Source organism: Streptomyces tsukubensis, from assembly GCF_003932715.1.
GTDB classification, from domain to species: domain Bacteria; phylum Actinomycetota; class Actinomycetes; order Streptomycetales; family Streptomycetaceae; genus Streptomyces; species Streptomyces tsukubensis.
This window is the reverse complement of record NZ_CP020700.1, coordinates 7,138,341-7,163,947: the sequence shown is the minus strand read 5'-3', so window position 1 is coordinate 7,163,947 and position 25,607 is coordinate 7,138,341. Positions and strand designations below refer to the sequence as shown.

Genomic DNA, 25,607 nt, shown 5'->3' with positions numbered 1-25,607 from the left:
GAGACCTCAGACCCGGTCGGCCGCGATCAGCAGATACTGGAACGAACCGTCCTTGTAGGAGTTGATGAACGCCTCCTCGATGCCCGTGGTCAGGGACGAGGTGGCGCGCAGCTCCCAGTAGGGCAACGTTTCGGCGGTCAGGTCGACGACCGCCTGCGGGACGAGCCGGTTGTCCGCCATGGCCCGCAGGTATTCGCGGCGGGAGTGGATATTGCACTCGAAGTGGGCGTTGATCTGGGAGACCCATTTCGAGGGCTGGCCGTAGATCGGGTTCCAGCAGCCGGTGATCGTGACGTAGCGTCCGCCCACGGAGAGGATCCGGGAGTGTTCGGCGAACAGGTCCTGCAGGTCGACGTACATGCTGGACTCGTTGTTCCAGGAGGCCGCGGCCTCGCCGGTGGCGAACGGCATGCCGAGCATATTGCAGACCCGGGCCCGGACGGAGTCCTCCATGCCCAGTTCCTTGGCGCGCCGGTTGGCGAAGTCGGCCTGCTTGACCGAGAGGGTGACGCCCTCGACGGAGCAGCCGAAGCGCTGGTGGGCCATGACCATGGAGCCGCCGCGTCCGCAGCCCGCGTCGACCAGGGTGTCGTCCCGCTGGACGGGCCCGAGGTGGTCGAGGAGGACCTGGGTCTGGGCGGATTCCAGCCGGTGGAGTTCGGCGATCAGCCGCTCCTCCCGGTCCGGGGCGCCGGGCTCCCCGAGGGCGGCGTGGTCGACGTCGCCGATGCCGTAGTGGTGGTGGTAGAGACCGTCGACATCGCCGAGGCGGAGGTTGACGGGTCTGGCCTCGTGGTCCCAGTAGCGGGCGATGTCGCCCTGGTAGGGCGTCGCCGGGCCGGGGATGGTGACGGTGTCACGGGTGGTCACGTCGGACAGAGACAACGACGGTTTCCCTTCCTTGCCGGAGGTCGTGGTTACCAGAAGTCGGGCAGGCTGTAGCGGTAGGTGTTGCTGCGGTGCCAGTGGTGGTTGCCGTCGACCCAGACGGCCAGACCGCGCAGAAAGCGCGTCAGGACCGGCAGGGGGAAGGCGGCGGACAGGGCTGCGGCCTCGGCCTCGAAGGCGTGCATCAGCTCGTTGTGGACCTCGACCGCCTTGAGGTACGCGTCGCGCTCGGACCGGTTCTCGCGTTCGGCGATCACGACGGGCAGGTTCAGATGCCGGCCGGGGCTGTCCAGTTCCTTGGTGTACGAGTAGAGGTCGTTGACGATGGTGGTGGCGTTGGAGGCGAGGGCGATGACCCGCTGGAGCTCGGGCCGGGCGTGGAGGTCGGCGGGCAGCTCGTAGCCCCCGACGGTGTCGGTGATGGTGGGGCAGGGGCGGAAGTTGTTGAACTGCCGCATGGACAGGTACTCCCACACCTCCGGTACGTAATCCGTCTGGTCCCAGGCGCCTTCGGCGAGGTAGCCGAGGTGGAGCCGGGCCATATCGTGCCGGAACCGGTCCGCCTGGGACGGGGTGGCCGCCTCCAGGAAGTGGTCCATGGCGGAGCGGTACGCCCTCCGGGGGGCGTCCGCCTTCAGCGATTCGCCCCAGGGCGCCCGGTACTCGGCGGTGGTGTGCACGGGGTCGAGCGCGGTATGGGCCAGCAGCAGCCGGCCGCCGAGTCCGTCGGGCGAACCGCCGTGGTCCTCGCAGTAGCAGTCGTCGACCGCGTTCTCGGCGACCATCAGCCGGGCGGCGACCATCAGCTGCCCGACCGTGGGGGCGTCGGGGTGGCAGACGGTCATGTACATCCCCACCTGGAAGCCCTCGAACTGCTCCGCCCACTCGGGGGGATACAGCTCGATCTCCTCGATGGCCCAGATCTTGATGAGCCGGTCGACCTCGGCGGCCCGGCCCCGGTCGTACTCGGTTACGGGATGGTGGTAGAGGCCGGGGACGGGGCTGCCGGGGGGCGGTGGTCCGGCGGCCGGGCCGCCGGGATCCGCCGCCGGGGGCGGGACGGGGGCCGGGGCCCGGTCCGGGGCCGGGGCGGCCTCGGACCGGGGCGGCTCCGCGGGGCGCACCGGGATCAGGGCCGCCGTACCCAGACCGGTCGGTCCGCCCGGGATCCACCGCGGTGCTTCGGTGCTCATGACCGCACCACTCCTCCTGCGGGTGAGGTGGTCCGCACCGGCCCGCTCAGCTTCCGGTACGGGCGATCTGCACGTTCTCCAGCACCCCGAGCGCGTCGGGGACCAGGACGGCGGCGGAGAAGTAGGTGGTCACCAGATAGGAGATGATCGCCTTCTCGTCGATGCCCATGAAGCGCACCGAGACCCCGGGTTCGTACTCGTCCGGCAGTCCGGTCTGGTTGAGGCCGATGACGCCCTGGTTGTCCTCGCCGGTCCGCATCACCAGGATGGAGCTGGTGTTCTCCTTGGTGATGGGGATCTTGTTGCAGGGCAGGATCGGCACCCCGCGCCAGGCGGGCACGCTCTGTCCGCCGACGTCGACGTGGTCCGGGTAGAGACCGCGGGCGTTGAACTCCCGGCCCATCGCGGCGATCGCCCTGGGGTGGGCGAAGATGAAGCGGGAGCCGCGGCGGCGGCTGATCAGCTCGTCGAGGTCGTCGGGGGTGGGCGGGCCGGAGTGGGGCTGGATCCGCTGGTTGAAGGCCGTGTTGTGCAGCAGCCCGAAGTCGCGGTTGTTGATCAGCTCGTACTCCTGGCGCTCGCGCAGCGCCTCGATGGTGAGCCGCAACTGCTGCTCGGTCTGGTTCATCGGCTTGCTGTAGAGGTCGGCCACGCGGGTGTGGACCTTCAGAACCGTCTGGGCGAGGGAGAGTTCGTACTCCCTGGGCTTCAGTTCGTAGTCCACGAAGGCGCCGGGGAGGACGGCCTCGCCCTCATGGCCCGCGGACATCGCGATCTCGGCCTCGCCGAGCCGGTTCTGCCGCTGTTCCGGCAGGGAGACGAACTCCCGCAGATGCGTCTGGAGGGCGGGGGAACCTGCGGTCACGGCGGCGAAGTCGGTCCGGGCGAGCGTGAGCAGGGTTCCGGCGGTCCTGGCGACGGCGGTGTACTCCCAGACCCCGTCGGCGTCGAGCAGTGCGCTCTGGCCGAAGCGGTCGCCGTCGGCGAGGACACCGGTCACGGTCTCGTCGCCGTAGGGGCCTTCCGAGATCTGCTCGATCCGGCCGTGGGCGATCAGGTGGATCTGCTCGGCGGGGGTGCCGCGCTCCACGATCACCTCACCGGCGCGGAAGTCGCGCTGGACGCACCGGCCCGCGATCGCGGACAGCACCTCGGCGTCGTCGAAGCCGCGCAGCAGGGAGAGTTCACCGAGTTCCTGGGGGATCACCCGGACCTCGGCACCGTCCTGGACGAACTCGATGCGTCCGTCGCCCACGGTGTAGGTGAGACGGCGGTTCACCCGGTACGTTCCGCCGGAGACCTCGACCCACGGCAGCATCCTGAGCAGCCAGCGGGAGGTGATCTCCTGCATCTGCGGGGCGGATTTGGTCGTGGTGGCGAGGTTGCGGGCAGCCGCAGTGCCCAGGCTGCTCTGCGGGCGCGGGTCCTGCTGTTGCGGCTCCGGGCTGGTGTCCACGGTCATCGGGCAGTGCTCTCCTTCACGAGGGCAGCGTTGAGCATCGGCGCAGTGCTGAAGGTGTGGATGAGATGCGAGGGAATCGGGGGCGGTCATCCCCCGGACCCGCCAGAACCGTAGGTGCTGTGAGGACCGTTCAGCCATGAAGAGAGTCATTTCGTCCTACGAACCGGTGAACTCCATGCCGTGGAGGTTTACGGTGCGCAGAACCGCACTCATGGTCATACGAACGTACGAGCGCATGGTGGGTTTCACTCCCCGCAACGATCCGGAGTGCGCCGGAGCAGGGGAGATCACCCTCGGTGTACGGGCTTACGAGGGGGCGGGGCTACTGCGCGGGCGGCAGGAGCGTGGCGGGGGCCGGTCCGTCGGGGCGGACGGTGATCCCGTACACCGTGCCGGCCGGGACCGAGCGGAAGCGGGGAGTGTGGGCGGGCAGCAGCCGTTCCAGCAGGGCGGTCGACTCCCGGAGGGCGAACTGCAGGCCCAGGCAGGCCCGGGGGCCGAGGCCGAACGGGAGATAGCTGCCCGGGTGCGCCGGGCGGCGGCCGGGCGTGGTGAAGCGCTCCGGGTCGAACCGTTCCGGGTCCTCCCAGACGGCCGGATCACGGTGTGTCAGATACGGGCAGACGAGCACGTCGGTGCCCGCCTCGACCCGGTGACCGGCCAGCACATCGTCCTCCGCGGCGCAGCGCGGCAGCATCCAGGCCGACGGATAGAAGCGCAGCGTCTCGTGGACCAGGGCCTGGACGGCCCGGCTGCGCTCGGGCGAGCCTTCGGCACCTGCGGCCAAGGCCCACTGCCGTGCCTCGGGGTGCCGGTCGAGCAGCAGATACAGCCAGGTCAGGGTGGTGGCCGTGGTCTCGTGACCGGCGAGCAGCAGGGTGACCAGCTCGTCCCGGATCAACCGGTCGGTGTATTCGGGGCGGGTGTCGGCCGCCTCCAGCAGTACGTTCAGCAGGCCCGGCCCGTCGGGTCCGGCCCCGGCTCGGGCCGCCGCGACGGCCCGGCTCGCCAGGGCGTCGATCCGGGCCAGTTCGGCGGCGACGGCCGCCTCGGCGGCCGTCGCGTCCGCGGGCAGGCTGGGCAGGGCGGCCACCACCGCGGGCACGGAGGCCAGATCGTGTTCCACAGCGGGGTCGAGGGGGTGTCCGGTCAGGGCCCGCCAGATGGTGTCCAGGGCGAAGCGGCGCATCTCCTCGCCGACGTCGAAGACCTCGCCGGTCGCCGCGTACCCGTCCCAGCGGGCAGCGGCGACCCCGGCCGCGACCGCGATCCGTTCCTCGTACCGGCGCATGCCCCGGCCGGTGAACTGGGACTGGAGCAGCTTCCGCTGCCTCTTCCACGCCTCGCCCGTCGCGGCCAGCACGCCGTCGCCGATGAGGAGCCGGGCCCGGTGCGAGCGCTTCACATAGCGTTCGGGGCGGAGCGCGAGGACCTGCTGCACCGCCTCGGGGGAGGTGACCAGCACGGTCGGGCGCGGCCCGAGGGGAAGCGCGGCGAGTCCGCCGAGCCGCTGCTGCGCCTCGGCGAACAGCTCGACGAGCTCTCCACCGGCGGCCCGCCAGCGTCCGACGACGGCGGGGTCCAGCGCGGGCACCGGGCGCCCGGCCGGAGGGGGCGGGCCGGGGCGGACGGAGGTGACCACGGGTCTGCTCCTCTTCGACAGGGGGTACGCCGTCACGCACTGTAGGGGAGGGGACGCGGCGGGCGACAGTCCGGGCGGTCGCCGCCGGCCGGTGTCCGGGCTGCCGCCCCCACTCCTTTCGGCCAGGGGTCCGCCGCGGGCCGGATACCCTCAACTCCCTTGCCGAAACGGGTTGTTCCTCACGTACCGAAGACGCTTCACACTCTGCTCAACAGCACTTTTCCCGTTCGCTCTTCAGTACGATCATGGGCAGTCGCCCGGCTCCGGCCGGGCGATTTCTTCCGTCCCGATCCGTATCGGAGAGGCAGATCATGCGAAGAACCCCCCACAGCCGGCTGCGTACCACCGCGGCCGGTGCGCTTGCGATGATCCTCGGCACCGCCGGGCTCGCGGCGATCCCCGGCACCGCGAACGCGTCCGGCACCACGGGTGCGCCCCGCACCGCGAGCACGGTCCCCACCACCGTGGCGTCCACCTCGGGCAGCACCCTCGCCGTGCAGTACCGCACCGGCGTGAGCGGTGCCACCGCAAGCCAGTCCGCACCCTGGTTCAAGATCCGTAACACGGGTACGGCCGCCGTACCGCTCAGCAGTGTCAAGCTCCGCTACTACCTCAAGGCCGATGCGGCCACCACCAACTACCGGTTCGCCTGCGACTGGGCGGTCCGGGGCTGCTCCAACGTCACCGGCTCCTTCGGTACCCTCGCCCGGCCCACGGCGACGGCCGACCGCTATCTGGAGATAGGTTTCTCGGCCGCCGCGGGCACCCTCGCCCCGGGCGCCGACTCCGGTGATATCCAGGTGCGTTTCCACCGCACCGACTGGCAGCAGCTGGTCCAGAGCGACGACCACTCCTTCGGGGCCGCGCAGTCGGCCTACGCGGACTGGCCGAAGGTCACCGCGCAGCTGTCCGGCACCACCGTCTGGGGCACGGAGCCCGGCGGTCCGGTCGATCCGCCGCCCGCCCAGACCCTCTTCGACGACTTCGCCTACACCGCGGCGAACGATCCCCGGCTCACGGCGAACGGCTGGATGATCCGCAGCTGGGGCGGCGGCCCGGGGGTCCCCGGGGCCACCTGGTCCCCGCAGAACATCGGCTTCGGCACCGAGGGCGGCAGCACCCTGCTCAAGCTGAGCACCTCCACCGAGGGCACCGCGGCCAGTACCCGGCAGGCCGAGATCTCCACCAACACCATGAAGTTCCGCAACGGGACCTACGCGGCCCGGGTGAAGTTCAGCGACGCCCCGGTCAGTGGTCCCGACGGCGACCATGTGATCCAGACGTTCTTCGCCATCAACGACCTCAAGTCCCCGATGGCCGACGACTACGCGGAGTACGACTTCGAGTATCTGCCCAACGGCGGCTGGGGCGAGACCTCGAACGCCTTCTTCACCACGTCCTGGGAGACGTACCACCCCACGACCGGGCAGGTCCTGAACACGCACACCGTGGAGCGGCAGAGCTTCGACGGCTGGCGCGATCTGGTGTTCACCATCGACGACCAGGACATCCGCTACTACGTCGACGGCAGGCTCTTCGGCACGCACAGCTCCGCCTATCTCCCGGAGCGCGGGATGCTGATCGCGTTCAACCAGTGGCTGACGAGCCTCGCGGGCCAGACGTCCACCGCGCCCAGGACCTACGAGCAGCAGGTCGACTATGTGCTCCATGTCAAGGACCGGGTCCTGACCCCGGCCGAGGTCGCGTCCCGGGTGGCGGCCTACCGCACCGCGGGCACCTCGTTCGAGGACACCGTGACCGCGAACTGACGGCACCGCGGCGGCCGGACCGGCACCGCGAGGGTGCCGGTCCGGTCCCCCGGGCCCGTCGTCCGTCCGTCACCGGCCGACGGCCGCCGCCCGGTCCCGCAGCGCCCCGGTCAACGCGGCGAGCAGGGGATCGTCCCGGCGGCGGCCGATCACGGCGATCCCGATGCGCCGGACCGGCTCCGGCTCCGCGACCGGAACGGCACACACTCCCGGGGGCATCTCCTGCGCCAGCGCGATGGACGGGACGAGCCCCACTCCCAGCCCCGCGGCGACGAGGGAGCAGGCGAAGAAGTAGTCGGTCGTCGTACCACGCACCTGCGGGGCGAAACCCGCCCGTGCGGCGTAGCGCCGCAGATACTCCTCGGTCCTCAGACAGCCCAGTACCCAGGGCTCGGACGCCAGTTCACCGAGGTCGAGTGCGGTACGGTCCGCGAGCCGGTGACCGGCGGGCAGGACGATGCGCAGCGGATCGTCGAGCAGCGGGATCCATTCCACTCCGGCGCGCCCGCCCGGCAGGGGGCCGTCGAAGCAGTAGGCCAGCGCGAGCTGTACGGCCCCCTGGCGGACCTGTCGCAGGGCGTCCTCGGGTTCGGCCTCCCGCACATGGAGCATGGCGTCGGGGCAGGCCGCCGTCAGCGCGGCGAGGGCGCCGGGCAGCAGAAACCTGCCGCCGCTGGTGAAGGTCGCGACGGTGAGCCGGGGGCGGCCCGAGCCCAGCAGATCCACCTGCCGGCGGGCGTGGGCGAGTTCGGCGGCGACCGACTCCGCCGCGGCCACCATGATCCGGCCCGCCTCGGTGAGAGCGGCCCCCCGGGTGCTGCGGGTCACCACGGGGGTACCGACGGTCCGTTCCAGCGCGGCGATGTGCTGGGAGACCGCGGACGGTGTGAGCCCCAGCGCCGCCGCCGCGCGATTGAAGCTCCCGCACTCCGCCACCTGCCGCAGCACTCGGAGCCGCTGCACATCAATCAACAGTTTTCCTTTATACACATCCAGTAACAGACCAGTTCCACTGAGGACCCTAGGACTTCACGATGAGGGCATGCAAAGAATCTGTGTGATCGGCGGCAGCCGATACTTCGGCATACTCCTGGTCCGGCGCCTCCAGGCCGCCGGGCACCGGGTCACCCTCGTCAACCGGGGTTCGACCCCGCCGCCTCCGGGCGTCGACCACGTCGTCGCCGACCGCAACGACCCTGCGGCGCTCGAAGCGGCCCTGGGGTCCCGTACCTTCGACGCGGTCTCCGACCAGTTCTGCTACAGCCCCCTCCAGGCGGCCGAGGCCGTCCGTGTCTTCGGCGGGCGGACCCGGCGGTACGTCATGACCTCGACCATCGAGGTCTACAACCCGGCGACGACGGCGCTTCCGCCCGTACCGGAGGACACTCTTCTGTCGGAGGGGACCGTGAACCCGGTGGGCCGGCCGGTGGACCCGGGGCTGCCCTGGCGCGACCAGGAGTTCCTGGACGCGCACTACTCGGAGGGCAAGCGCCAGGCCGAGGCCGTGTTCACCCGTGAGGCGCCCTTCGAGTTCGCCACGGTACGGGTCGCCCATGTACTCGGCGGGGGCGCACAGGACTTCACGGGCCGGCTGGCCCACTACACCGACCGCATCGTGCGGGGCGAGGAGATCGCGGTCCACGCACGGGCGCTCCCCTCGTCGTTCGTCCACCACGAGGAGATGGCGGACTGCCTGCTGTGGGCGGCCACGGAGACCGATTTCACGGGCCCGCTCAACGCCTGCTCCGACGGGACCCTCGACGTCCACGGCCTGACCGCCGCCGTCACCGCCAGGACCGGCCGCGCCCCCCGATTCCGGACGGTGGCCGAGGGCGAGGAGGCCTCGCCGTACTCCTTCGACCGCCACTACGCCATGAGCAACGCCCGCGCCGCGGATCTGGGATTCCGCTTCTCCCCGGTCGGGGACTGGCTGCCGTCGGCCGTCGACGAGGCCCTCGCCGCCGCCACCCTGCCGGCCGGCTGACCGGCCGGTCCCGCTGCCCGCGGCCCGGTGCCCGGGGCCGTGTCCGGGCGCGGGGTCCGGTCCCCCACCGGCCTCCGCGCCCGGTGCCCGCGTCATCCGCCGCTCTGCCGCCCCGTCACACGCCGGAGCCGTCCGGTCCGGCGTGCGGGTCGGCCGCAGGCGGTTCCGCGACGAGCATCATGCCGATCCGGCGGAAACCGAGGCGGGCATAGAGCCGGGCGACCGATTCGTCCGCCGCCGAGAGCACCACCAGCGAGGCTCCCGCCGACCGGGCGTCGGAGATCAGCGCCGCCGTGACGGCGAAGCCCAGACCGCGCCGGCGCGCCGACGGCAGGGTCGCCACCCCGACGATCTCGGTCGCCCCGGCCGACGGCAGATGCTGCCCCGAGCAGAGGATCTCCCCGTCCCCCGTGACGGCTGCCGCGACCCCGAGCAGCCCGGCCCGGATCCGGTCCTCCGTACGGGAGAGGGTGCCGTCGGCCTTCACCCGCTCCGCCTCCGCCACCAGCAGGGTCCGCTCCTCCGGTGCCGTACCGTCCGCGGCGGGCCGGGAGCCGAAGACGAGCCCCGCCACGGCGAGGGCGCCCGGCAGCTCCGCGTCACCGGCCCGGAGCACCCGTATCCGCGCCCCGTCCGCGAGCTCCGGCACGGCGGACGACGCCTCGCCCGGTGCCAGCACCATCAGGGGATACTCCTGGACCGCGAGCCCGGCGCCCTCCGCCGCGGCGCGCAGCGCCGGTGCCGTTTCCGCGACCCATTCGAACCGCTCAGGCGCCCCCAGCTCCCGCTGCCGGGCGCGCACCCGGGTCACATCGGCGGACGTGATACGGCTCCCGGGGGCGGGGCGCGCGAACCGGGGCCAGCCCCCTCCCGGGCCCCCGGGCACGAAGAGGGTCAGCGCGCCGAAGTCCTCGGCCCGGGCGGAGGAGCGGGGCACCGCGTCGAAATACGCTTCCGCCGCGGCGCGCAGGAACGAGTCGTCGTGAACCCTGTCAGCCATGGCCGCATCCAACCAGACGCCACTGACAGTGCCCTGGCCCGTGCGGCCGGGCGGTCGGTGGTGCGGACCCGGACGGGTTTCCGAACAGGATTCCGGACGGTCGGGGCGGGTTCGGCAGGGGTAGACCGAGACGGGGCGGATGCCCCGGCGACCACGAGAACAAGGGCGGAACACATGCCGGAGATCAGCGGGTTCCTGGAGCGGAAGCTCGCACGCAGGTTCCTGACGTACGACACCGACCGTGACGGTTTCATCGAGCGCGAGGACTTCGAGACCGCGGTGCGCAGGCTCGGTGCCGCGTTCGGCCGGGAAGAGGGGGCAGCGGACCTGGAGCGGCTGCGGGGCCTGGCCGTGGGGCTGTGGGAGCACCTGGTGCGGGTGGCCGATACCGACGGGGACGGAAGGATCGACGAAGGCGAGTACCGGGCGGCGTTCGCCGCCGGGCTGCTGGTGACGCCCCAGTCGTTCGACGCCGGATACATACCGTTCCTCGACGCCCTGATGGATGTGGTGGACGGGGACGGCGACGGACGGCTGACCCGTGGTGAGCAGGTCCGCTGGACGGGCGCGCTGATGGGCATGCCGGAGGCCGACGCCCGGGAGGTCTTCGGGCGGCTCGACGGCGACGGGGACGGGCTGATCCACCGGGACGATCTGCTGGAGGCGATCCGCGGGTACTACTTCGACGAGGACCCCCACGGCCCGGGCGCCTGGCTGCTGGGCCCGCTCGACGTCGGCTGACGTACCGCCGCGGGGCGCCCGGGGCCGTACCTCCGTACGGTGCCGGGCCGGGCGCCCCGGCCCCGCCCGTATCCCCCGAACGCGCGGCCCGGGCGGGGCCGTACCCGGATCCGCCCCGGAGCGCCGGGTTCCAGTCAGCTTGGACCGGGCGGGATATCCGGCCCGGGTCCGGGGAAAAGATCATCCCGTCCCGATCCTCCGCCGACCGAACCGGAGCAGCCGCACCCGCCCAGCCCCGTATCTGCGCGACGCCGCGAACGGCACGACACGCACCGCAGCGACGCCGCAGCACCACAGCATGGTTCAGAGCACGTCCTTCCCGGCCGTTCCATGACCGAAAGGCTTCTCTCCTTGCGTGCCCAGACCCCCAACTCCGCCGGCGAACCCTCCCCCACGGTGTTCGAACGGTTTCCCCTCATCCAGCGCGGTCTCGACCGGCTGGAGCGCAGGCCCACCGCCTTCGGGCTGACCATGTGGGCCGCCGGACTGGTCAAGCCGGTCTTTCTCGACCATATGGTGGTGCCGGAGCCCCGCGCCGAACTCACCCCGGTACGAGAGTTACTGGAAAAGCACCGCGATACCTATGCCGAGCGACTGACGGGCTTTCTGAGCCTTGCCGATCTGCTCGCCGGGATCTCCGTCGAGGGGAGGGAGCTGGGCACCGTCCCCTACTGGGGCAACACCTGGCTGCCGCCCCTGGACGCCCTGTCCCTGTACGGTCTGCTCGCCGAGACCAAACCCGCCAGGTATCTGGAGATCGGCTCCGGCAACTCCACCAAGTTCGCCCGCCGCGCCGTCGACGACCTCGGGCTCACGACCCGGATCGTCTCGGTCGACCCCCGCCCCCGGGCCCCGATCGACGCCCTGTGCGACGAGGTCGTCCGGGTGCCGCTCCAGCGGGCGGACCCCGCGGTCTTCGAGCAACTGGAACCGGGGGACATCGTCTTCCTCGACGGGTCGCACCGTCTGCACATGGGCTCGGACGTCATGGTGTTCTTCTTCGAGCTGCTGCCCAGGCTGAAGCCCGGAGTGCTGATCCAGGTCCACGACATCATGCTGCCGTCGGACTATCCGGAGTCCTGGCGCTGGCGGCTCTACTCCGAGCAGTATCTGCTGGCGGCGATGCTCACATCGGCTCCCGAGCGCTTCGACGTCCAGCTGCCCAATGCCTTCGTCCACGGCGACCCGGAGCTCCGGGCCCTGCTCCGTCCGCTCTGGCACCGGCTCGGGGTCACCCGGCACTTCCGCCCCGCCTCGTTCTGGTGGCGTCACCGGGGCTGACGCAGCGCACTGCCGGGCACCTGCCCCGGGGAGCGGTGTCCCCCGCTCCCCGGGGTCCTTCGGGCCTCGGCGGCGGCCGTACGGCCGACCGCATGGCGCAGGAAACCGACCGGGTGGCTCAGTGTGGCGCCACAAGTGTGCCATGATAGGAGAATGGAACTACGGGAGTACGTCGAGTCCCTGCGCGACGAACTGGTCGCCGCCTCCGCGGCGGGCGATGCCGAGACCCGCGCGGCGGCCGAGCGGCTCGTCGCTCCACTGGAAGCGGCCGTCCGGCTCACGCTGCTCAAGGTCCTGTCCGACGCGGCCGACGAGATCACCCGGGACCTGGCCCCCGGCTCGGTCGACCTGCGCCTGCGCGGGATGGAGCCGAGCTTCGTGGTGACCCCGCCCCCGAGTGACGGGGCTCCTGCCGGGGACCTCGCGGACCCGGCGGACGACATGGCGAGCGAATGGACCACGGGAGCCTCCGGCGGAGCGGCGAGTGGCGCCACGGCGCGGATCAACTTCAGGCCACCGCAGGCGATGAAGGAGCAGATCGAAGAGGCCGCTTCGCGGCAGGGCATCTCGGTCAACGCCTGGATGATCCGTGCCTCCGCGGCGGCGCTGGCGAACAACCGGCGGGCGCCCCGCGGCAAGCAGCAGTTCAACGGCTGGGTGCGGTAGCACCGCACCGTTAAGCCACTGCAGCGCTGAACCGCTGAACTCCTGCTGGCACGGTCGCGTACGGAACGCTCGGTTCCGTACGCGACTGCCTCCGTCAGGCCCGGTGGACCGTGATGTCCCCGTACGAGGTCTTCCCCCGGACCGCGATCGACTGCTCGGACGATTCGGCGACGCTCTCCAGGGTGTTGAACACCCGCCCGAACCCGGTGGACAGGTCCAGTTTCGCCGGGAGGCCCGCGCCGAGCCCGATCTCCAGATCCCCGGTGGCGGTCTTGAGCTCGACCGTACCGCGGGTCACCTCCCCGATCCGGATGCTGCCGTTCGCGGTTTCGGCCTCGGTGCTCGCCCCCCGAACGCGCTCGACGGAGATGTCGCCGTTCGCGCAGCGGATCCGGACGTCGCCGGTGACCTCGCGGATCTCCGTATGACCGTTGGAGTTCCTGGCCACGACGGAGCCGTCGACCTCTCCCACCCGGATCCGCCCGGTGCCCGTGGCGAGCTCGGCATCGCCGTCGACCCCGGCCACGGTGATCCGGCCGCCTCCGGTCTTCAGGCGCAACGGTCCGGTGCGGTCCACCTGGATGTGCCCGACGGAGGTCTTGTACGTGCACTCCCCGAGGCGGCCGGAGCAGCGGAGGTCCGCCGCCTCCGCTTCGCCGCGCAGGGCCGAGCCGCTGGGCACCACGATCGACACATCGACCGAGCGGGTCTTCCGGGAGAGGTCCAGCTTCCTGGACTTGGGGGTCCTGATCGTCAGCACTCCGTCGGCGTACTCGACGCTGACCTGCTCGGCGGCCTTCACATCCGACTCGTCGGTGTCGTCGCTCGGCTGCACCTCGACGACCGTGTCGGTCCGGTCATCGGCGATGATCTCCACATCGCCCGCCCCCATGTCGATCGTGACGGAGATCGGTTCGGGAGTCTCAAAAGCAGGCATGGCTGTTCCCCTTCTCGCACTGTCCCACGGCCGTCCCCGCACTTCACCGACGGGCACTCGCATGGCGCCATTATGGTGCGCATATTGCGCCACATCAAGTCGACTCGGCTCGAACGGTATCGCCGCGGCCCCGCGCAGAACCGGCGGCGCCGTCGACGCCACAGCAACGCACCTGATGGCCACGGCAGGGCAGCTTTCACAGGGGGCGGAGGACGTCCGCCCCCTGCTGTCGTCACAGCGGGGGCGGACATCTGTCGCGGATGGCGTGATCCTGCACCCACCCGCCTCTGATGGCGCCTGGGTGGCGCCATCAGAGGCGGGTGGGCCCGGCATCGGGGCGCCGGGCTCCCGCGGTGTCCGGCCTCAGCCGACGGGCAGGCCCAGTCCGGCGGCGACCGCCCCGGTCCGGGTGAACACCGACTTCAGATGCTCCGTGTCGCAGTACTTGTTCCCGGTCGAGACCACGCCGATGACCTTGCCGCCGGCGATCAGCGGGCCGCCGGAGTCACCGCGGCAGATGCTGTCGGTGGTGCCGGGCCCCGGCAGTCCGCAGACCTTGAGCGCCCCGGAGTCCCCGGGCTCGGTGAACGGCTCGCACTTCGCCAGCGGCCCGAGGGTGAGCACGGCCGACTTCAGCCGGGTGCCGTTGGTGTCCCTGGCGGTCAGCCCCCAGCCGATCGCCTTCGCCGTCTTGCCGTGGGTGTACAGCGCCGATTCGTTCGGCCCGGCGACGGGCAGGGTGGCGTACGGCATCGCGGAGCCGAGGGTGATGACGGCGGCGTCGTACGCGAAGGTGCCCTGCGCGTACTTGGCGTGGAGCTTGATGGACGAGATGGCGCGTACGGTGCCCTGGGTGCTCTGGATCTCGGTCCGGCCGCCGATCACCTTGAATTCGCGCGCCGTCGGTCCGGCGACGCAGTGGGCGGCGGTCAGCACCTTGGTGGGCGCGACCAGGGTGCCTCCGCAGACATGGGCACCGCCCTTGTTGACGATCCGCATCGCGTACGGATGGTCGGTGACGGTGGTGTTCTGGCCTCCCCGGACGGCGACGGCGGGAGTCACGGTGGCGGCGGTCCCCACCGCCGTGAGCAGGGTCGCGGTGAACACGGCGGCGGTGGTACGCCTGTTGGACCTGGGCATGGCAGCCTCTCCTGAAACGGGCGAACGGCCGGGTCGGCCGTACGTCCCCCCAGCAGGACGGCACCTTCGCCCGCCGGGTTCGTCCGCCCCGCCGACCATGGCATTCCTCTCATCAACACGCCCTGGGCAACCGTTCGTTGGGGCTGGAGAAGTCCGAGGTCCGGGCCGGTCCGACGGGCTGATTCAGCCCGCCGCACACCGTGGGGCGGAGATCGAAGAGGCACGGTCCCGGCCAGGGCTCAGGCCGCCGGAGGACGGACGGCGCCGAGCGGAGGGGGGTGGCCGGTGCCGTGCCGCCTGCCGTGGAGCTGGAGGTAGAGCAGGGCCACCGACTCCTCGGCCCCGTAATCGAAACGCTTCAGGACCTTCCCCAGCGGATTCCAGCGCCGCCCGTCGGGCATCCGGACGGCCAGCGGCTGGCCGAACAGCTCCCGCTGCTCCGCCCCCAGGTCGACCCAGAAGCCGCCGGCCCGCCGGACCATCACCTCGCCCGCGTAGGCACCGAGCCCGAAGAGGGTCTCCACGGGCCGGGCCCGTTCGGCCCCGCCCCGTCTCAGGCCGTCCACCACACGGTCGACCACCCGCAGACTCCGTACCGAGTAGTCGAGGGGCAGCCGCGCCCGTGCGTTGACTCCTTCCACGAACTCCGCGACATAGCTGCGTACGTGAAGTGCCGTAGGTACGCGATAGCCGATCGGCTGCATCGGTGATCACCCTTCCCGTCGCGACTCGGGGCGCCGTACGGCCCCCGGTGGCTAAGCGGACGGAACCGTCCCGCCATCACGCGGGGATGGCGTGATGGCCCGCACGGCGGGGCAGCGTCCAGGGGGACCCGCGACCGGACCGGGAGGGGAGCCCCATGGGTTCATGGAGCGGAGAGCGGCCGGTCACGGCCCGCGAGGCGGAGCTGGGGAGGGCGGTCCACAGGGCGCGGACGGGCGACGAGAACGCTTTCCGTGTCGTCTACGCCGCCGTCCAGCCGGGCCTGCTGCGCTATCTGTCCGGGCTGGTGGGCGCGGACGCGGAGGACGTCGCCTCCGAGAGCTGGCTGGAGATCGCGAGGGATCTGGGCCGGTTCCGGGGCTCCGGAGCGGGCTTCACCGCCTGGGCGAGGACGATCGCGCGACACCGCGCCGTCGACCATCTGCGCCGTCAGCGGAGCAGGCCGAGGACGACCCTGCTGGACCACGAGGTCCATGAGGTCCCCGGTCCCCGGGACACGGCCCGGGAGGCGCTGGAGAGCATCTCGACCGAGCGCACGCTGGCCCTGATCGCGATCCTGCCGGAGCGGCAGGCACGGGCGGTCCTGCTCCGTACCGTCATCGGACTCGACACGGCGACGGCGGCCCGGCTGCTGGTCGCCCGCCCCCCGGCGGTACGGTCCGCGGTGCACCGGGGTCTGAACGGCCTGGCGCGCTACCTCACCCTGACGGGCCAGGCCCCGGTGCGGCCGGACGGCGCCCGGTCCCGCGGCGGGGAGCGGGGCCGCGGGACGGCCCGGGCCGCCGGGAGCCCGCCGGAGCCGGATCCCGGGAGCACCGGCCGGTGAACACGGGCGACGGCCCGCCGGAAGGTCCGGCGGGCCGTCGCAGGCTCGGTGCCTCCTATCCGGGCTGCGGCAGCTCACTGAAGAACGGGCCGTCCGGCGCGAACTCGCGTGCGCTGATGGCCAGGTCCTCGTCCTCGTCGCCGAGATACGCGAACATCCAGGCGTTGAACGTCATCGCGTACTCGGTGTAGACGAACTCGTCCCTTTCGATGACGGCGACGGCCCAGGCGTCCGTTTCGTCGCGAGGGACCTTGAAGTACGCCTTCTCGGAGGATGCCGAATGCGCCCAGGGGAACACCTCGCCCGGGCCGGTGCCGAAGGTGCACGGCGGCCGGTCCTCGTCGATGTCCTCCCAGAGCTCCGGCTCCTCCCGGATCTCCTGGCCCAGGTTGTACCAGACCGTCGCGGGGTGAAAGATCGTCAGCTGATTGTTGATCAGAATCGCCCCGTAGGCGTCGGCGAACCGCCGGTAGTCCGCGGGGAACCGGATGCCCAGCTCGGTCTCCAGTTCCGTCCAGGGCCGCGGGTCCGTCCACAGGAAACGGGGCTCGCCGAGCAGTTCCCGCAGATCGTCGAAGGTCGGCGCTAGGTGCATGTGGTACCACCGGTCGTCGGCTGGTTGATGATGGTGCAGCGCACCGCTGACGAACCCATGATCCTGTAGGTGTAGTCGAGTTGGGTCGGAACCCCCGAGTTGGCGTTTCCGTAGACGGGTTTCACATGGACCGTGGTCCACTTCTTGGCCAGCATCGCATTACGTATGTGCTTCTCCACCTTGTGGTACATCTCGGGGTAATTCGTCTTCTTGTGCAGGGGCACCAGGTTCCTCGGATCCCGTCCGGAGCCCCGCATCACATAGCCGATGAGGTGCCCGATCTCCGGTGTACCGCCCGATGCCCGGATCTCGCCCATGCCAGGCGGGTCGTAGGAGCCCGTCTCGCATTTGTCGCAGGTCCCGCGCTTCGTGTAGTCGTCCGGACCGACGAAGGCGTAGGTTCCGGTCGCCCGGCACCGCTTGTTCCCGCTCCGGTCGGTGAACTCCTCCGTGGGCAAGTACAGGCGGTTCCCGTCGAGGGACGGGGAGCTGTTGCAGGTGCTGCTCTGGTTGCCCGTCCCACGCGGCTGCGGCCTGGGCGCCGGCCCCGGCGACGGCCTCGGCGTGGGGCCCGCATCGGGCCGGGAGGAGCCTGATGAACCGGACGAGGAGACGTCCTGGGCGGACGGCATCAGCCGGCCGATGGCCTCGGCCGCGTCCGCCAGGTTCTGCTGACCCTGCGGGGTCGCCGCGTAGGCCGCGGTGCCGAGGGCCGCGGCAGCCGCATAGTAGACGAGCGGGATGACGAACCAGTGCCCGTCCATCTCCACGTTGGAGACCGGGTTGCCGCCGGTGAAGGCGTACCGGCTGCCGGTGAACGGATCCGATCCGAGCCCCATGTCGGTCAGGGCGCCGTTGTACATGTCCCGGCTGGTGAAGCGGTTGAGGCCGGGGTTGTAGTCGCGGAAGCCCATGTCGTACGTGCCCGAAGCGGAGTCCCAGCGCTTGGCGTTGTAGCGGTAGGAGTTGTGGGCCTCCTTGCCCGGGTTCGCGGCTTCGGGCTTGTCGATTCCGGTGAAGTCCTGGACATCGTCGGAGCCGTAGGCCGTATAGCCGTAGGTGGCCGTGCTGTCGCCGTCGGAGCCGGTGAGCAGCTCGACGTCCGAGTGGCTGTTGTAGCCGTAGTAGCCGGACTCGGTCGTGCCGTCGGTGTTGTGCTTCACCTGGGAGAGCCGCTCGCCCCACGGGCTGTACTGGTAGGACTTGGTGAGAGCGCCCGCGACCTCTTCGTTGAGGACCTCCTGGGAGAGGCCGAGGTAGGTGTAGTCGGTGGTCTTGGTGCCCTCGGTCCGGGACGCGGTGCGGTCGAGCGGGTCGTAGCTGTAGGTGGTGGAGACGAACGCGCCCGCCTGGTTGCGCTTCCGTGATTCGACGACGTGGTCGAAGCCGTCGTAGACGCTCCGCTCGACGATCTGTCCGCCGCGGGTGACGGTGCTCTGCCGCCCGAAGGGGTCGTACGCGTACGTGGAGGTGGTGCCGCCCGCGGTGGCCGACACCAGCCGGTTGCGGTCGTACGCGAAGGTGGTGGCCGTCCCCTTGACGTTCTGGCTGACGACGTTCGCGTTGTCGTCGTGGACATAGGTGTCGGTGCCCGCGCCGTGTCCGGTCCGCGCCGCGCGGGTGAGCCGGTCGGCCGGGTCGTAGCCGTATTCGGTGGTGGTTTCGAGCAGGGCGGTGCGGTTGTCGGCGTTCATCTTCTTCGCCGTGTCCCGCGCCTTGTTGCCGTTGGCGTCGTAGTCGTAGGTGTGGGAGGCGACGAGGGTGCCGCCGGGCTTCTTCTCCGTCTGGGTGTGGACCGCACCGTCGAGGTAGTAGGTGTAGTCGACGACGTTCCCGTTGCCCTTCGTCTGCCGGAGCTTCTCCCCCCGCGGGGTGTAGGTGTAGGAAGAGACCTTGGGCGTCGTGTCCTGCGGGGAACGGCCCACGGAGACCGAGGACACCAGATCGCGCGCGTCGTAGGTGTAGACGGAGTGCTGGTCGGGGTGGGTCACGCTGGTGGGGCTGCCGTTGGCGTCGTAGGTGTACGCCGTGGCCTTCCGCTCCTGGCCCGCCAGCGCCTCGGTCACCCTGGTGACCTGGTTGAGCCCGTCGAAGGCGATCGTGTACGCGTCGATCTTCCGGCCCGACGAGGTGTCGTCGATCGACGTCATATTGCCGTTGGCGTCATAGGCGTAGGCGAAGGAGCGCCGCTCGTCGTCGGGCTCGCCGGTACCGGCGCGCACCAGCTTGACGCCGTCGGCGACGACGGTGCCGGACTGGTTCCGGAACAGGCGGAGCTTCGCCCCGTTGTCCCGGGTCAGGGTGTAGCTGCCGATCGCCACCCAGTTGCCTGCGCCGGTGCTCTGGTCGCGGACGATGTCCGCCGTCGTACCGTCGGAGCGGGTAAAGGTGTACTTCGCGGTGGTGGCGGCACCGCTGACCGGCGGGTACTTCACATAGGCGGTGTAGGAGCCGTCGCGGGGTACGTCGAGGTCCCAGGTGAAGGACTCGGTGCCGGTCCCGGCGGGGTGGGTCTGGTGGTTGTGGCCGTGCTGGCCGGTCGCGGTGGCCTTGGTCCAGGTCCCGGTGGCGGAGGTGGACTGGGAGTCGGAGTTGTCCACGACGACGACGGCGCTGCCGACCGGCACCCCGTCGTCCGTCTTGGTCCGCAGCTTCCCGTCCGGGTAGTAGGACCAGCCCATGGTGCGGGACGCGGTGCCGTTGGCGGATGTGACGGTCCGGGCGGTCTGCTGGCCCTCCTCGTTGTAGTCGAAGGCGGCGGCGATGTCCCAGGGGTCGGTGGACCGCTTCACCCAGCCGTTGTCGTAGTACTGGTGGTCGGTGTCGTTGCGGACGGTCTCGCCCTCCGACGGGGGCAGCGAGACCCTCGCCACCCGTCCGGCGGCGTCGTACGAGGTCTGGGTGTGGACCCGGGTGTTGTGCCGGGGGTCGGCCGGGTCGTACGGGAGGTACTGCCGCACCGGCCGGTTCAGCGCGTCGTAGGTGGTCTCGGACGCGAAGTCGTCGGGCGCCGGGGTGTTCACGCCGCGGGGGCTGATCCGCCGGGTCTCGTTGCCGACCTGGTCGTACTCGTACTTCGTGGTCCGGTGGGTGGTGCCCTCGTAAGGGCCGCGGACCTCGGTCCGGCGGGCGGCCTCGTCGTAGGTGATGCTGGTGGTGTTGTTCTCCTGGTCGGTGACTGCGGTGACCAGGGAGTCCTTGTCGTAGGCGCGGGAGGTGGTGCGGCCCGCGGCGTCGGTGACGATGGTGACCCGGTGGTTGAGGTCGTACGCGGTCCGGGTGGTGAAGTCGGTGGTGTCGGGGGTGGCGTTCTTCTTCGGGTCGGTGACGGTGACGACGTTCCCCACGTTGTCGTACTCGTACGAGATCCGGTCGCCGGCCGAGTTGGTCAGCCGGGTCAGCTGGTCGATGGCGTCGTAGGTGTGGACGGTCCGGAAGTCGTCCGGGTCGGCCGTGGTCAGGGTCCCCCGGGGTTCGGTCGAGGTGAGGAGGTTGCCGACCCGGTCATAGGTGTAGACGGAGCGGCGGACGGGGCCGGTGGGGGTGTCCTGCGGTGCCGTGGCCTCGGTGATCTGGTCGGCGGCGTCGTAGACCGCCGTGGAGACCGCGCCCGCCGGGGAGGTGGAGGTGGTGATGTTGTCGTTGGCGTCGTAGACCGGTGCCGGATAGGTGATGAAGACCCCGGCCGTCTGGTCCTTGGGTGCCTTGTTGACCAGCGGACGCCCGTAGACGTCGTAGGTCTGGGTGGTCTTCTTGCCCAGCGGGTCGGTCAGCTCCCGGACCTGGCCGCGCGCGTCGTACAGATAGGTGGTGGTGTGTCCGAGGGCGTCGGTGACGGTCGCCGGGTAGCCGTGCGGGCCGAAGCCTCCGTTGGTGGCCGGGTTCCCGTTGGCGTCGGTCGCGGTGGTGAGCTGGCCGTGCGCGTCGTAGGCGTAGGTGGTGGTGTAGTCGTTCGGGACGGACGGGGTGGCGACGCCCTTGGGGTCGGTCACCCGGGTCAGATTGCCGAAGGAGTCGTATCCGAACTGCCAGGCGCGGCCCTCCGGCGAGGTCCTCCGGAACAGGTCCGCCGAGAAGCCGTCGGCCCGGGTCTGGTACTCGAAGCGGGTCGCGTTGGCGGGAGCGGTGCCCGGGGCGCAGTCGGCGGCCGGCGGAACACCGGTCCGGTTCTGCTCCGCGTCGCGGGTCCACAGCGGATAGCCGGTCTTCGGGTCGTAGCAGTAGGCGGTCTTCGCGCCGTTGTGCTCCTCCAGCCGGATCACGTTGTGGTCGCTGTCCCAGTCGCTTCTGACGGTCTGCGAGAGGGCGTTGGTGTGCCGGATACCGCGCCCGGCGGCGTCCGTCACATAGACGGAGGCGCGCTGCTCGGCGTCGGTGACCGTGGTGTCGGTGTGGGCGGCGTCGGCGGCGTTCGCCGCGTAGGTGAAGCCGGTCGTGCCCTGGAGCCGGTCGGTGATGGTCCGTACCCGCCAGTTGTCCTTGACGGCGGTGGTGCCGCCGGGCACGTGGTGGGCGACGGCGGTGTGCTTGCCGCGCGGATCGGTGATCCGGACCAGCTTGGCGTTCCGTTCGGCCTGCGCCGGGTCGTAGTCGAAGGCGAAGACCTTGGGCTGGGTGGTGCCGTCACCGTCGGTGATCCGGCCGAGGAGGCCCTTCAGCGTGTAGTGGAAGGAGATCGTGCGGCCGGAGACGTCGGTCACCGATTTCACATGGTCGTGGATCCGGGGGTTGTTGAGCGCGGTGCCCGTGACCTTGGCGCCGGTGCCGTCGATGTACTCGTAGGTGGCGTCGCCCTTCTGCCAGTAGTCGATGGTCAGCGACTGGCGGTTGGCGGGGTCGGTGACATAGGTGAGGAATTTGACGGTCCTGTTGTGGGAGACCCGTTCCTCGTAGGTGAACTCCTGAGTGTTGCCGTTCTTGTCGACGGCTTCCGTCAGATAGCCGTCGCAGCCGAACCGGAAGCGGGTGCCGTCCGGCCGGGTGAGGGTCCAGGCGTCCGTGACGGTGTCCTGTGCGGGGGTGCAGGACAGGCCCGTCTTCATGGTGAGCCGGTAGTGGAGTCCGGCGGGCGCCTGCCAGCTGCCGTCCGCCTGTTTGCGGAAGAGGTGGGTGGTGCCGTCGCCGTCGGTGAGCCGGATCTCGGTGGGGCTGGTCCTGGGGTGGAAGTCGAGCGGTACGCCGAGCCGGACGGGCCCGGCGAGCTGGGCGGACCAGCCGTGTCCCAGGACCGAGTCGGAGGTGTCCTGCGAGTTGTGGGCGAAGCGGGCGAAGGAGGTGAGGCCGCGGCCCGGGTTGCTGAAGGCGTTGTACGACCAGACGCCGTTGCCCGCGGCCAGGTTGTTCATCAGGGTGGCGCCGGAGCCGGTGTTCTTCCCGGTGTACGGGTAGTACTTCTCCAGCCCCAGCTGGTGGGCCTTGAGGTCCTCGACGGCCACGTCCTGCCGCAGCGGCGGAATGCCGCCAGCGCCCGCGGAGAGCCAGGTTCCGTCGGAGACCTTGCGGATGTCCCAGTCGATGTAGTGCTCGGCGCGTTCGTTGCCGGTGGTGGTGATGTCGGGGGATCTGATGGCCGCGTTGACGGTCGCCGACTTTCCGGGCAGCAGCGCGGGGATCGGTGTCCGCTTCTGGTTGGCCGCCGTGGTGACGTCGGTGCCGTCGGGCAGTTTCCAGGTGTACGAGAGCTCCCGCTCACCGGCCGCCCATGCGGTCGGGGTGGTGTTGGTGATCGTGACGGCGCCCGTGTAGTCGGTGTTCGTCGTCATCCGGTGCGGGGTGTTCGGCGCGTAGTAGGTGTTCTCCGCGGTGGCGTCGACGTAGATCACCCGCAGCAGCGGGCGGAGCTGTGCGTCGGGTGCGCCGGCGGAGAGGAAGAGGGAGCGTTCCTGCGGTCCGGTGGCCGACTCGTCGTGCAGTTTGACCAGGGCGCCCTTGTTGTTGGCGGGGGTCCGTACCCAGCTCTGGGTGAGGCCGGTGGCGTCCCACCAGTGGCGGCCCAGGTCGGTGTTGACGGAGGGCACGTAGTCGGCGACGGCGGCCGAGTGGTCACCGCCGGGCGTGGTCCACGCGGTGGTGGCGGCCGCGTTGTTCCAGGTGGCGGCGGTTTCGGTGAACTCCCTGGTCAGCCCGTGCAGGTTGTAGCGTGCCTTGGCGGTGCCGGTGCGTTCGGTCAGGGTCCGCCAGAGGAACATCCGGCTTTCGAGGATCGTGGCCGTGCTGGGGATGGCGGTGGTGGGGAAGTCGACGACCGCGCGGGTTCTGCCGTAGGTGCCGGAGTTGTTGCCGACGCTCAGCCAGTGCTGTCCGACGGTGCCTTGTTCGATGGTGTTGAGGTTGGTGGTCGGCTTGGCCGAGGAGAGGGTGGTGTCCGTCTGTCCGGCCTGGATGAGCCGCATGGTGCGGCCCGCCTTGGGGATGGCGACCAGTCGTGTCGGTGAGCCGAGGAGCTGTCCGTCCCGGGTTCTCACGGCGATCTGGTAGTAGTACACCTTCCCGATCTCCTCGGGATGGCTGTCCGGGGTGGGGACCGCGGTGGTGTCGGTGTACCGGGTGAGCGTCCGGGCGACGGGCGCGATCCGGGTGGCGGACGAGGGCGTGAAGACCTGCTGGGTGGAGCGGTGCAGCTGGTACTCGACGAGGTCGAGATCGGGGTCGCCGCTGGTGTTCGTGTAGGCGGACCAGGAGAGTTCGGGCCCGGTGGAGTGGATGACCGTCGGTGAGCGGAGCGACGTGCCGACCTTGCCGAAGGTGACCGTCAGCCGGGGGATCGTGGAGGTCTCGCCGCCGTAGTCGTAGTCCCCGGCCTCGTAGGCGGGCCCGCCGAGCGGGGCGGTCGACGACTCGTCCACGCCCTTGACGACGAAGCCGTGGTTGGGAGAGGTGCCGTTGACCCACTTCTGGACGGTGTCGGCGACGGCGAAGTTGTGCCAGGAGTTGTATTCGCCGACGTCCTTGCGGATCTGGGCCGCGTTCACCAGCCGTACCGCATCGGCCATGGTCCGCCGGGCGGCATCGCCGGTGTCGCCGAGCACGATGCTGCCGGTGCTGCCCTTGGTGAAGTCGATCTGGGCGGTGCCGAGCCGGCGCCAGCCCGCGGTGCCGGTGGACTGGTCGACCGTGAAGTTCTGTACGGGCTCCGCCGAGTTCACCCGGTACGGGGCCGCGGTGGCGCCGTCGGTCTGGGGCGTGGTGTACACCTCGACGCGGTAGTCGGCCGTCTCGTGCACCTGCGGCTGGTAGGTGTACGACTCCCCGGTCGCCGCGTTCTTGTTGTACGTGTAGTCGCCGCCGGCACCGGTGCCGGTGACGCGCGGCCATTCGCCGACGGCGGCCGTCCCGGGATCGCCGTCGTCGAGCTGGACCGTGGTGGCGGACTGCTCCCCCACCAGGGCGTTGGTGTTGTTCCAGGTGGCGGTCGCCTCGTCCCAGGCGCCGGTGGCCCGGCGGATCTCCACGTCCACGTTGGTGCCCGAGGCGGTGTGGGTCTGGTCGTAGTAGAGGCCGAGCCGGGCGGCGTCGATCTTGGCGCCCACCGGGATCTCGGTCAGCGGGAACTTGATCAGGGAACGGGCGATTCCGGTGGCGCTGGTCTTCCCCGCCGCCATCTCCCAGGTGCCGTTGAAGTTGGTGGTGGGCTGGTCCGAGCGGACCATCACGTCCTGGGAGACCGATGCGGAGGGCGCGATGGTGATGGTCGGGTCGATGACCACGGGATAGGCGCGCTCCGGTGCGGCCAGCCACGACGCGTCCGGGGTGAGGGTGATCCGCCAGCCCTTGCCGTGGCGGCTGAGCTTCTGGGCCACCTTCGGGCTGAAGGACGTGCCGTAGGGGGAGGTACGGTCCTTCCGGCTGTCGGTCATGAAGGCCGGTGGGATCACCAGGACCGGGGTGCCCGGATCCTCGCCGAAGAGGGCGATCGAACCGTCCCGCCGCTCGGTCGGCCGGAGCGTCCCGGCGTCGAGGGTGAAGACGTACGACACCGGTTTCGCGGGCCGCCGGTTCAGGGTGATGTTCTCCTTCACCCGGCCCGCGCCGACCTGGTAGGAGACGTCCGCACCGGCGGCCAGTCCCTTGTAGGTGACGGTGTCGCCCTGCGCACCGGGCTTGACGCCGCGGGCCGCGCCCAGCAGCCCGAGGGTGACGGCTTCGCCCGTGGGGGCCTCGAAGCGCAGCAGCCGCCCGGGGTCCTCGCCGAACCAGGTCCGGCTGACGTTCTCCGTGTTGGCGAAGGCAAATCCCTTGCCCTTGACCGCCCTGACCGTGGTGTCGACGGACTTCCAGGAGGAACCCGCCCGATAGGAGACGGGGGCGGCAGATAATTCCGCCTCGACCCGCCCGTCGGAAAGCTGCCAGAAGCGTGCCTGCGGGGTTCTCCGGTCGGCCAGCTCCTTGACCCGCTTGGCCGGTGGCGCCTTCTTTCCCCGGGACAGCTTTTCCCGGCTGGGTATTTCGATCCTTCCGCCGGGGGGCGGTTCGGCATGTTCGGACTTCTTCTCGTCGTCGTCCGAGAACCAGCCCTTGACGGTGTCGAAGATGCCCTTTCCATCCCCCTTGCCCGATGGTGATGCCTGGGCGGCCTGGGCCGCCTGGGGCAGCACCGTGCCCACGATCGCCGCCGCCACCAGGCAGGACACAGTTCTTCCGTAGGGAATTCTCACCTCACGTCCTTCCGTTCCGGCGCCCCGCCGCCGCCTCCGGAGAGCGGAAAGCGGGCACGCCGAATGTGCTGGAGCGGAGATTTCCGCCCAGCCGGAACCCTTTTCT

At 70.6% G+C, this 25,607-nt stretch carries 16 protein-coding genes and 1 pseudogene; 6 read left to right on the top strand and 11 right to left on the bottom strand.

Going from position 1 to position 25,607, the window contains the following annotated elements; translation table 11 throughout:
* Window positions 1–6: 6 nt before the first annotated feature.
* From B7R87_RS29800 to B7R87_RS29785, 4 genes and pseudogenes are all read right to left on the bottom strand, one after another.
* Window positions 7–885: a geranyl diphosphate 2-C-methyltransferase gene (locus B7R87_RS29800; RefSeq protein ID WP_006345295.1), complete on the bottom strand. Its 879-nt coding sequence runs from the start codon at window positions 883–885 to the stop codon at window positions 7–9.
* A 32-nt stretch (window positions 886–917) separates the two neighbouring features.
* A pseudogene (locus B7R87_RS29795) lies at window positions 918–2,048 on the bottom strand (family 2 encapsulin nanocompartment cargo protein terpene cyclase); the annotation flags it as partial.
* 79 nt (window positions 2,049–2,127) lie between these two features.
* Window positions 2,128–3,543 (bottom strand): family 2B encapsulin nanocompartment shell protein, encoded by a 1,416-nt coding sequence (locus B7R87_RS29790; RefSeq protein WP_006345297.1) that lies wholly within the window; start codon window positions 3,541–3,543, stop codon window positions 2,128–2,130.
* Window positions 3,544–3,865: 322 nt separating this feature from the next.
* Window positions 3,866–5,185 (bottom strand): cytochrome P450, encoded by a 1,320-nt coding sequence (locus B7R87_RS29785; RefSeq protein ID WP_130584755.1) that lies wholly within the window; start codon window positions 5,183–5,185, stop codon window positions 3,866–3,868.
* Window positions 5,186–5,496: 311 nt separating this feature from the next.
* Between B7R87_RS29785 and B7R87_RS29780 the strand changes: the two genes are divergently transcribed.
* Complete coding sequence (locus B7R87_RS29780; protein WP_040913149.1) at window positions 5,497–6,954, top strand: cellulose binding domain-containing protein; 1,458 nt, start codon at window positions 5,497–5,499, stop codon at window positions 6,952–6,954.
* Between the two features lie 69 nt (window positions 6,955–7,023).
* Here the strand turns inward: B7R87_RS29780 and B7R87_RS29775 are convergent, their stop codons facing one another.
* Window positions 7,024–7,926 (bottom strand): LysR family transcriptional regulator, encoded by a 903-nt coding sequence (locus B7R87_RS29775; protein ID WP_040913150.1) that lies wholly within the window; start codon window positions 7,924–7,926, stop codon window positions 7,024–7,026.
* Between the two features lie 70 nt (window positions 7,927–7,996).
* Between B7R87_RS29775 and B7R87_RS29770 the strand changes: the two genes are divergently transcribed.
* A complete protein-coding gene (locus B7R87_RS29770) occupies window positions 7,997–8,938 on the top strand; it encodes an NAD-dependent epimerase/dehydratase family protein (protein ID WP_130584754.1) in 942 nt (313 codons plus the stop codon).
* Between the two features lie 115 nt (window positions 8,939–9,053).
* On the opposite strand, the gene B7R87_RS29765 is transcribed toward B7R87_RS29770, so the two are convergent.
* A complete protein-coding gene (locus tag B7R87_RS29765) occupies window positions 9,054–9,938 on the bottom strand; it encodes a GNAT family N-acetyltransferase (protein ID WP_006345303.1) in 885 nt (294 codons plus the stop codon).
* 174 nt (window positions 9,939–10,112) lie between these two features.
* Here B7R87_RS29765 and B7R87_RS29760 point away from each other — a divergent pair, with 174 nt between their 5' ends.
* The 3 genes from B7R87_RS29760 to B7R87_RS29750 all read left to right on the top strand — a co-directional run bounded on the left by B7R87_RS29760 (window position 10,113) and on the right by B7R87_RS29750 (window position 12,626).
* Window positions 10,113–10,679, top strand: a complete 567-nt coding sequence (locus B7R87_RS29760) for an EF-hand domain-containing protein (RefSeq protein WP_006345304.1) — start codon at window positions 10,113–10,115, stop codon at window positions 10,677–10,679.
* A gap of 330 nt (window positions 10,680–11,009) precedes the next feature.
* The gene (locus B7R87_RS29755) at window positions 11,010–11,960 is read left to right on the top strand and encodes a class I SAM-dependent methyltransferase (RefSeq protein WP_198965082.1); all 951 of its coding nucleotides are present in this window, start codon (window positions 11,010–11,012) and stop codon (window positions 11,958–11,960) included.
* Window positions 11,961–12,113: 153 nt separating this feature from the next.
* A complete protein-coding gene (locus B7R87_RS29750; RefSeq protein WP_006345306.1) occupies window positions 12,114–12,626 on the top strand; it encodes a hypothetical protein in 513 nt (170 codons plus the stop codon).
* A gap of 94 nt (window positions 12,627–12,720) precedes the next feature.
* On the opposite strand, the gene B7R87_RS29745 is transcribed toward B7R87_RS29750, so the two are convergent.
* The 3 genes from B7R87_RS29745 to B7R87_RS29735 form a co-directional block, all read right to left on the bottom strand.
* Window positions 12,721–13,563 (bottom strand): DUF4097 family beta strand repeat-containing protein, encoded by an 843-nt coding sequence (locus B7R87_RS29745; RefSeq protein WP_006345307.1) that lies wholly within the window; start codon window positions 13,561–13,563, stop codon window positions 12,721–12,723.
* Between the two features lie 363 nt (window positions 13,564–13,926).
* Entirely contained in the window at window positions 13,927–14,703 is a 777-nt protein-coding gene (locus B7R87_RS29740) for a S1 family peptidase (protein WP_006345308.1), read from the bottom strand.
* A 239-nt stretch (window positions 14,704–14,942) separates the two neighbouring features.
* Complete coding sequence (locus tag B7R87_RS29735; RefSeq protein WP_006345309.1) at window positions 14,943–15,407, bottom strand: hypothetical protein; 465 nt, start codon at window positions 15,405–15,407, stop codon at window positions 14,943–14,945.
* Between the two features lie 155 nt (window positions 15,408–15,562).
* Here B7R87_RS29735 and B7R87_RS29730 point away from each other — a divergent pair, with 155 nt between their 5' ends.
* Window positions 15,563–16,252 (top strand): RNA polymerase sigma factor, encoded by a 690-nt coding sequence (locus B7R87_RS29730; protein ID WP_130584753.1) that lies wholly within the window; start codon window positions 15,563–15,565, stop codon window positions 16,250–16,252.
* Window positions 16,253–16,307: 55 nt separating this feature from the next.
* On the opposite strand, the gene B7R87_RS29725 is transcribed toward B7R87_RS29730, so the two are convergent.
* Window positions 16,308–16,847, bottom strand: coding sequence for an SMI1/KNR4 family protein (locus tag B7R87_RS29725; protein ID WP_006345311.1), 540 nt, complete (start codon window positions 16,845–16,847; stop codon window positions 16,308–16,310).
* Entirely contained in the window at window positions 16,838–25,477 is an 8,640-nt protein-coding gene (locus B7R87_RS29720) for a DNRLRE domain-containing protein (protein ID WP_006345312.1), read from the bottom strand. Before B7R87_RS29720 ends, B7R87_RS29725 begins: the two co-directional genes overlap by 10 nt.
* Window positions 25,478–25,607 lie beyond the last annotated feature (130 nt).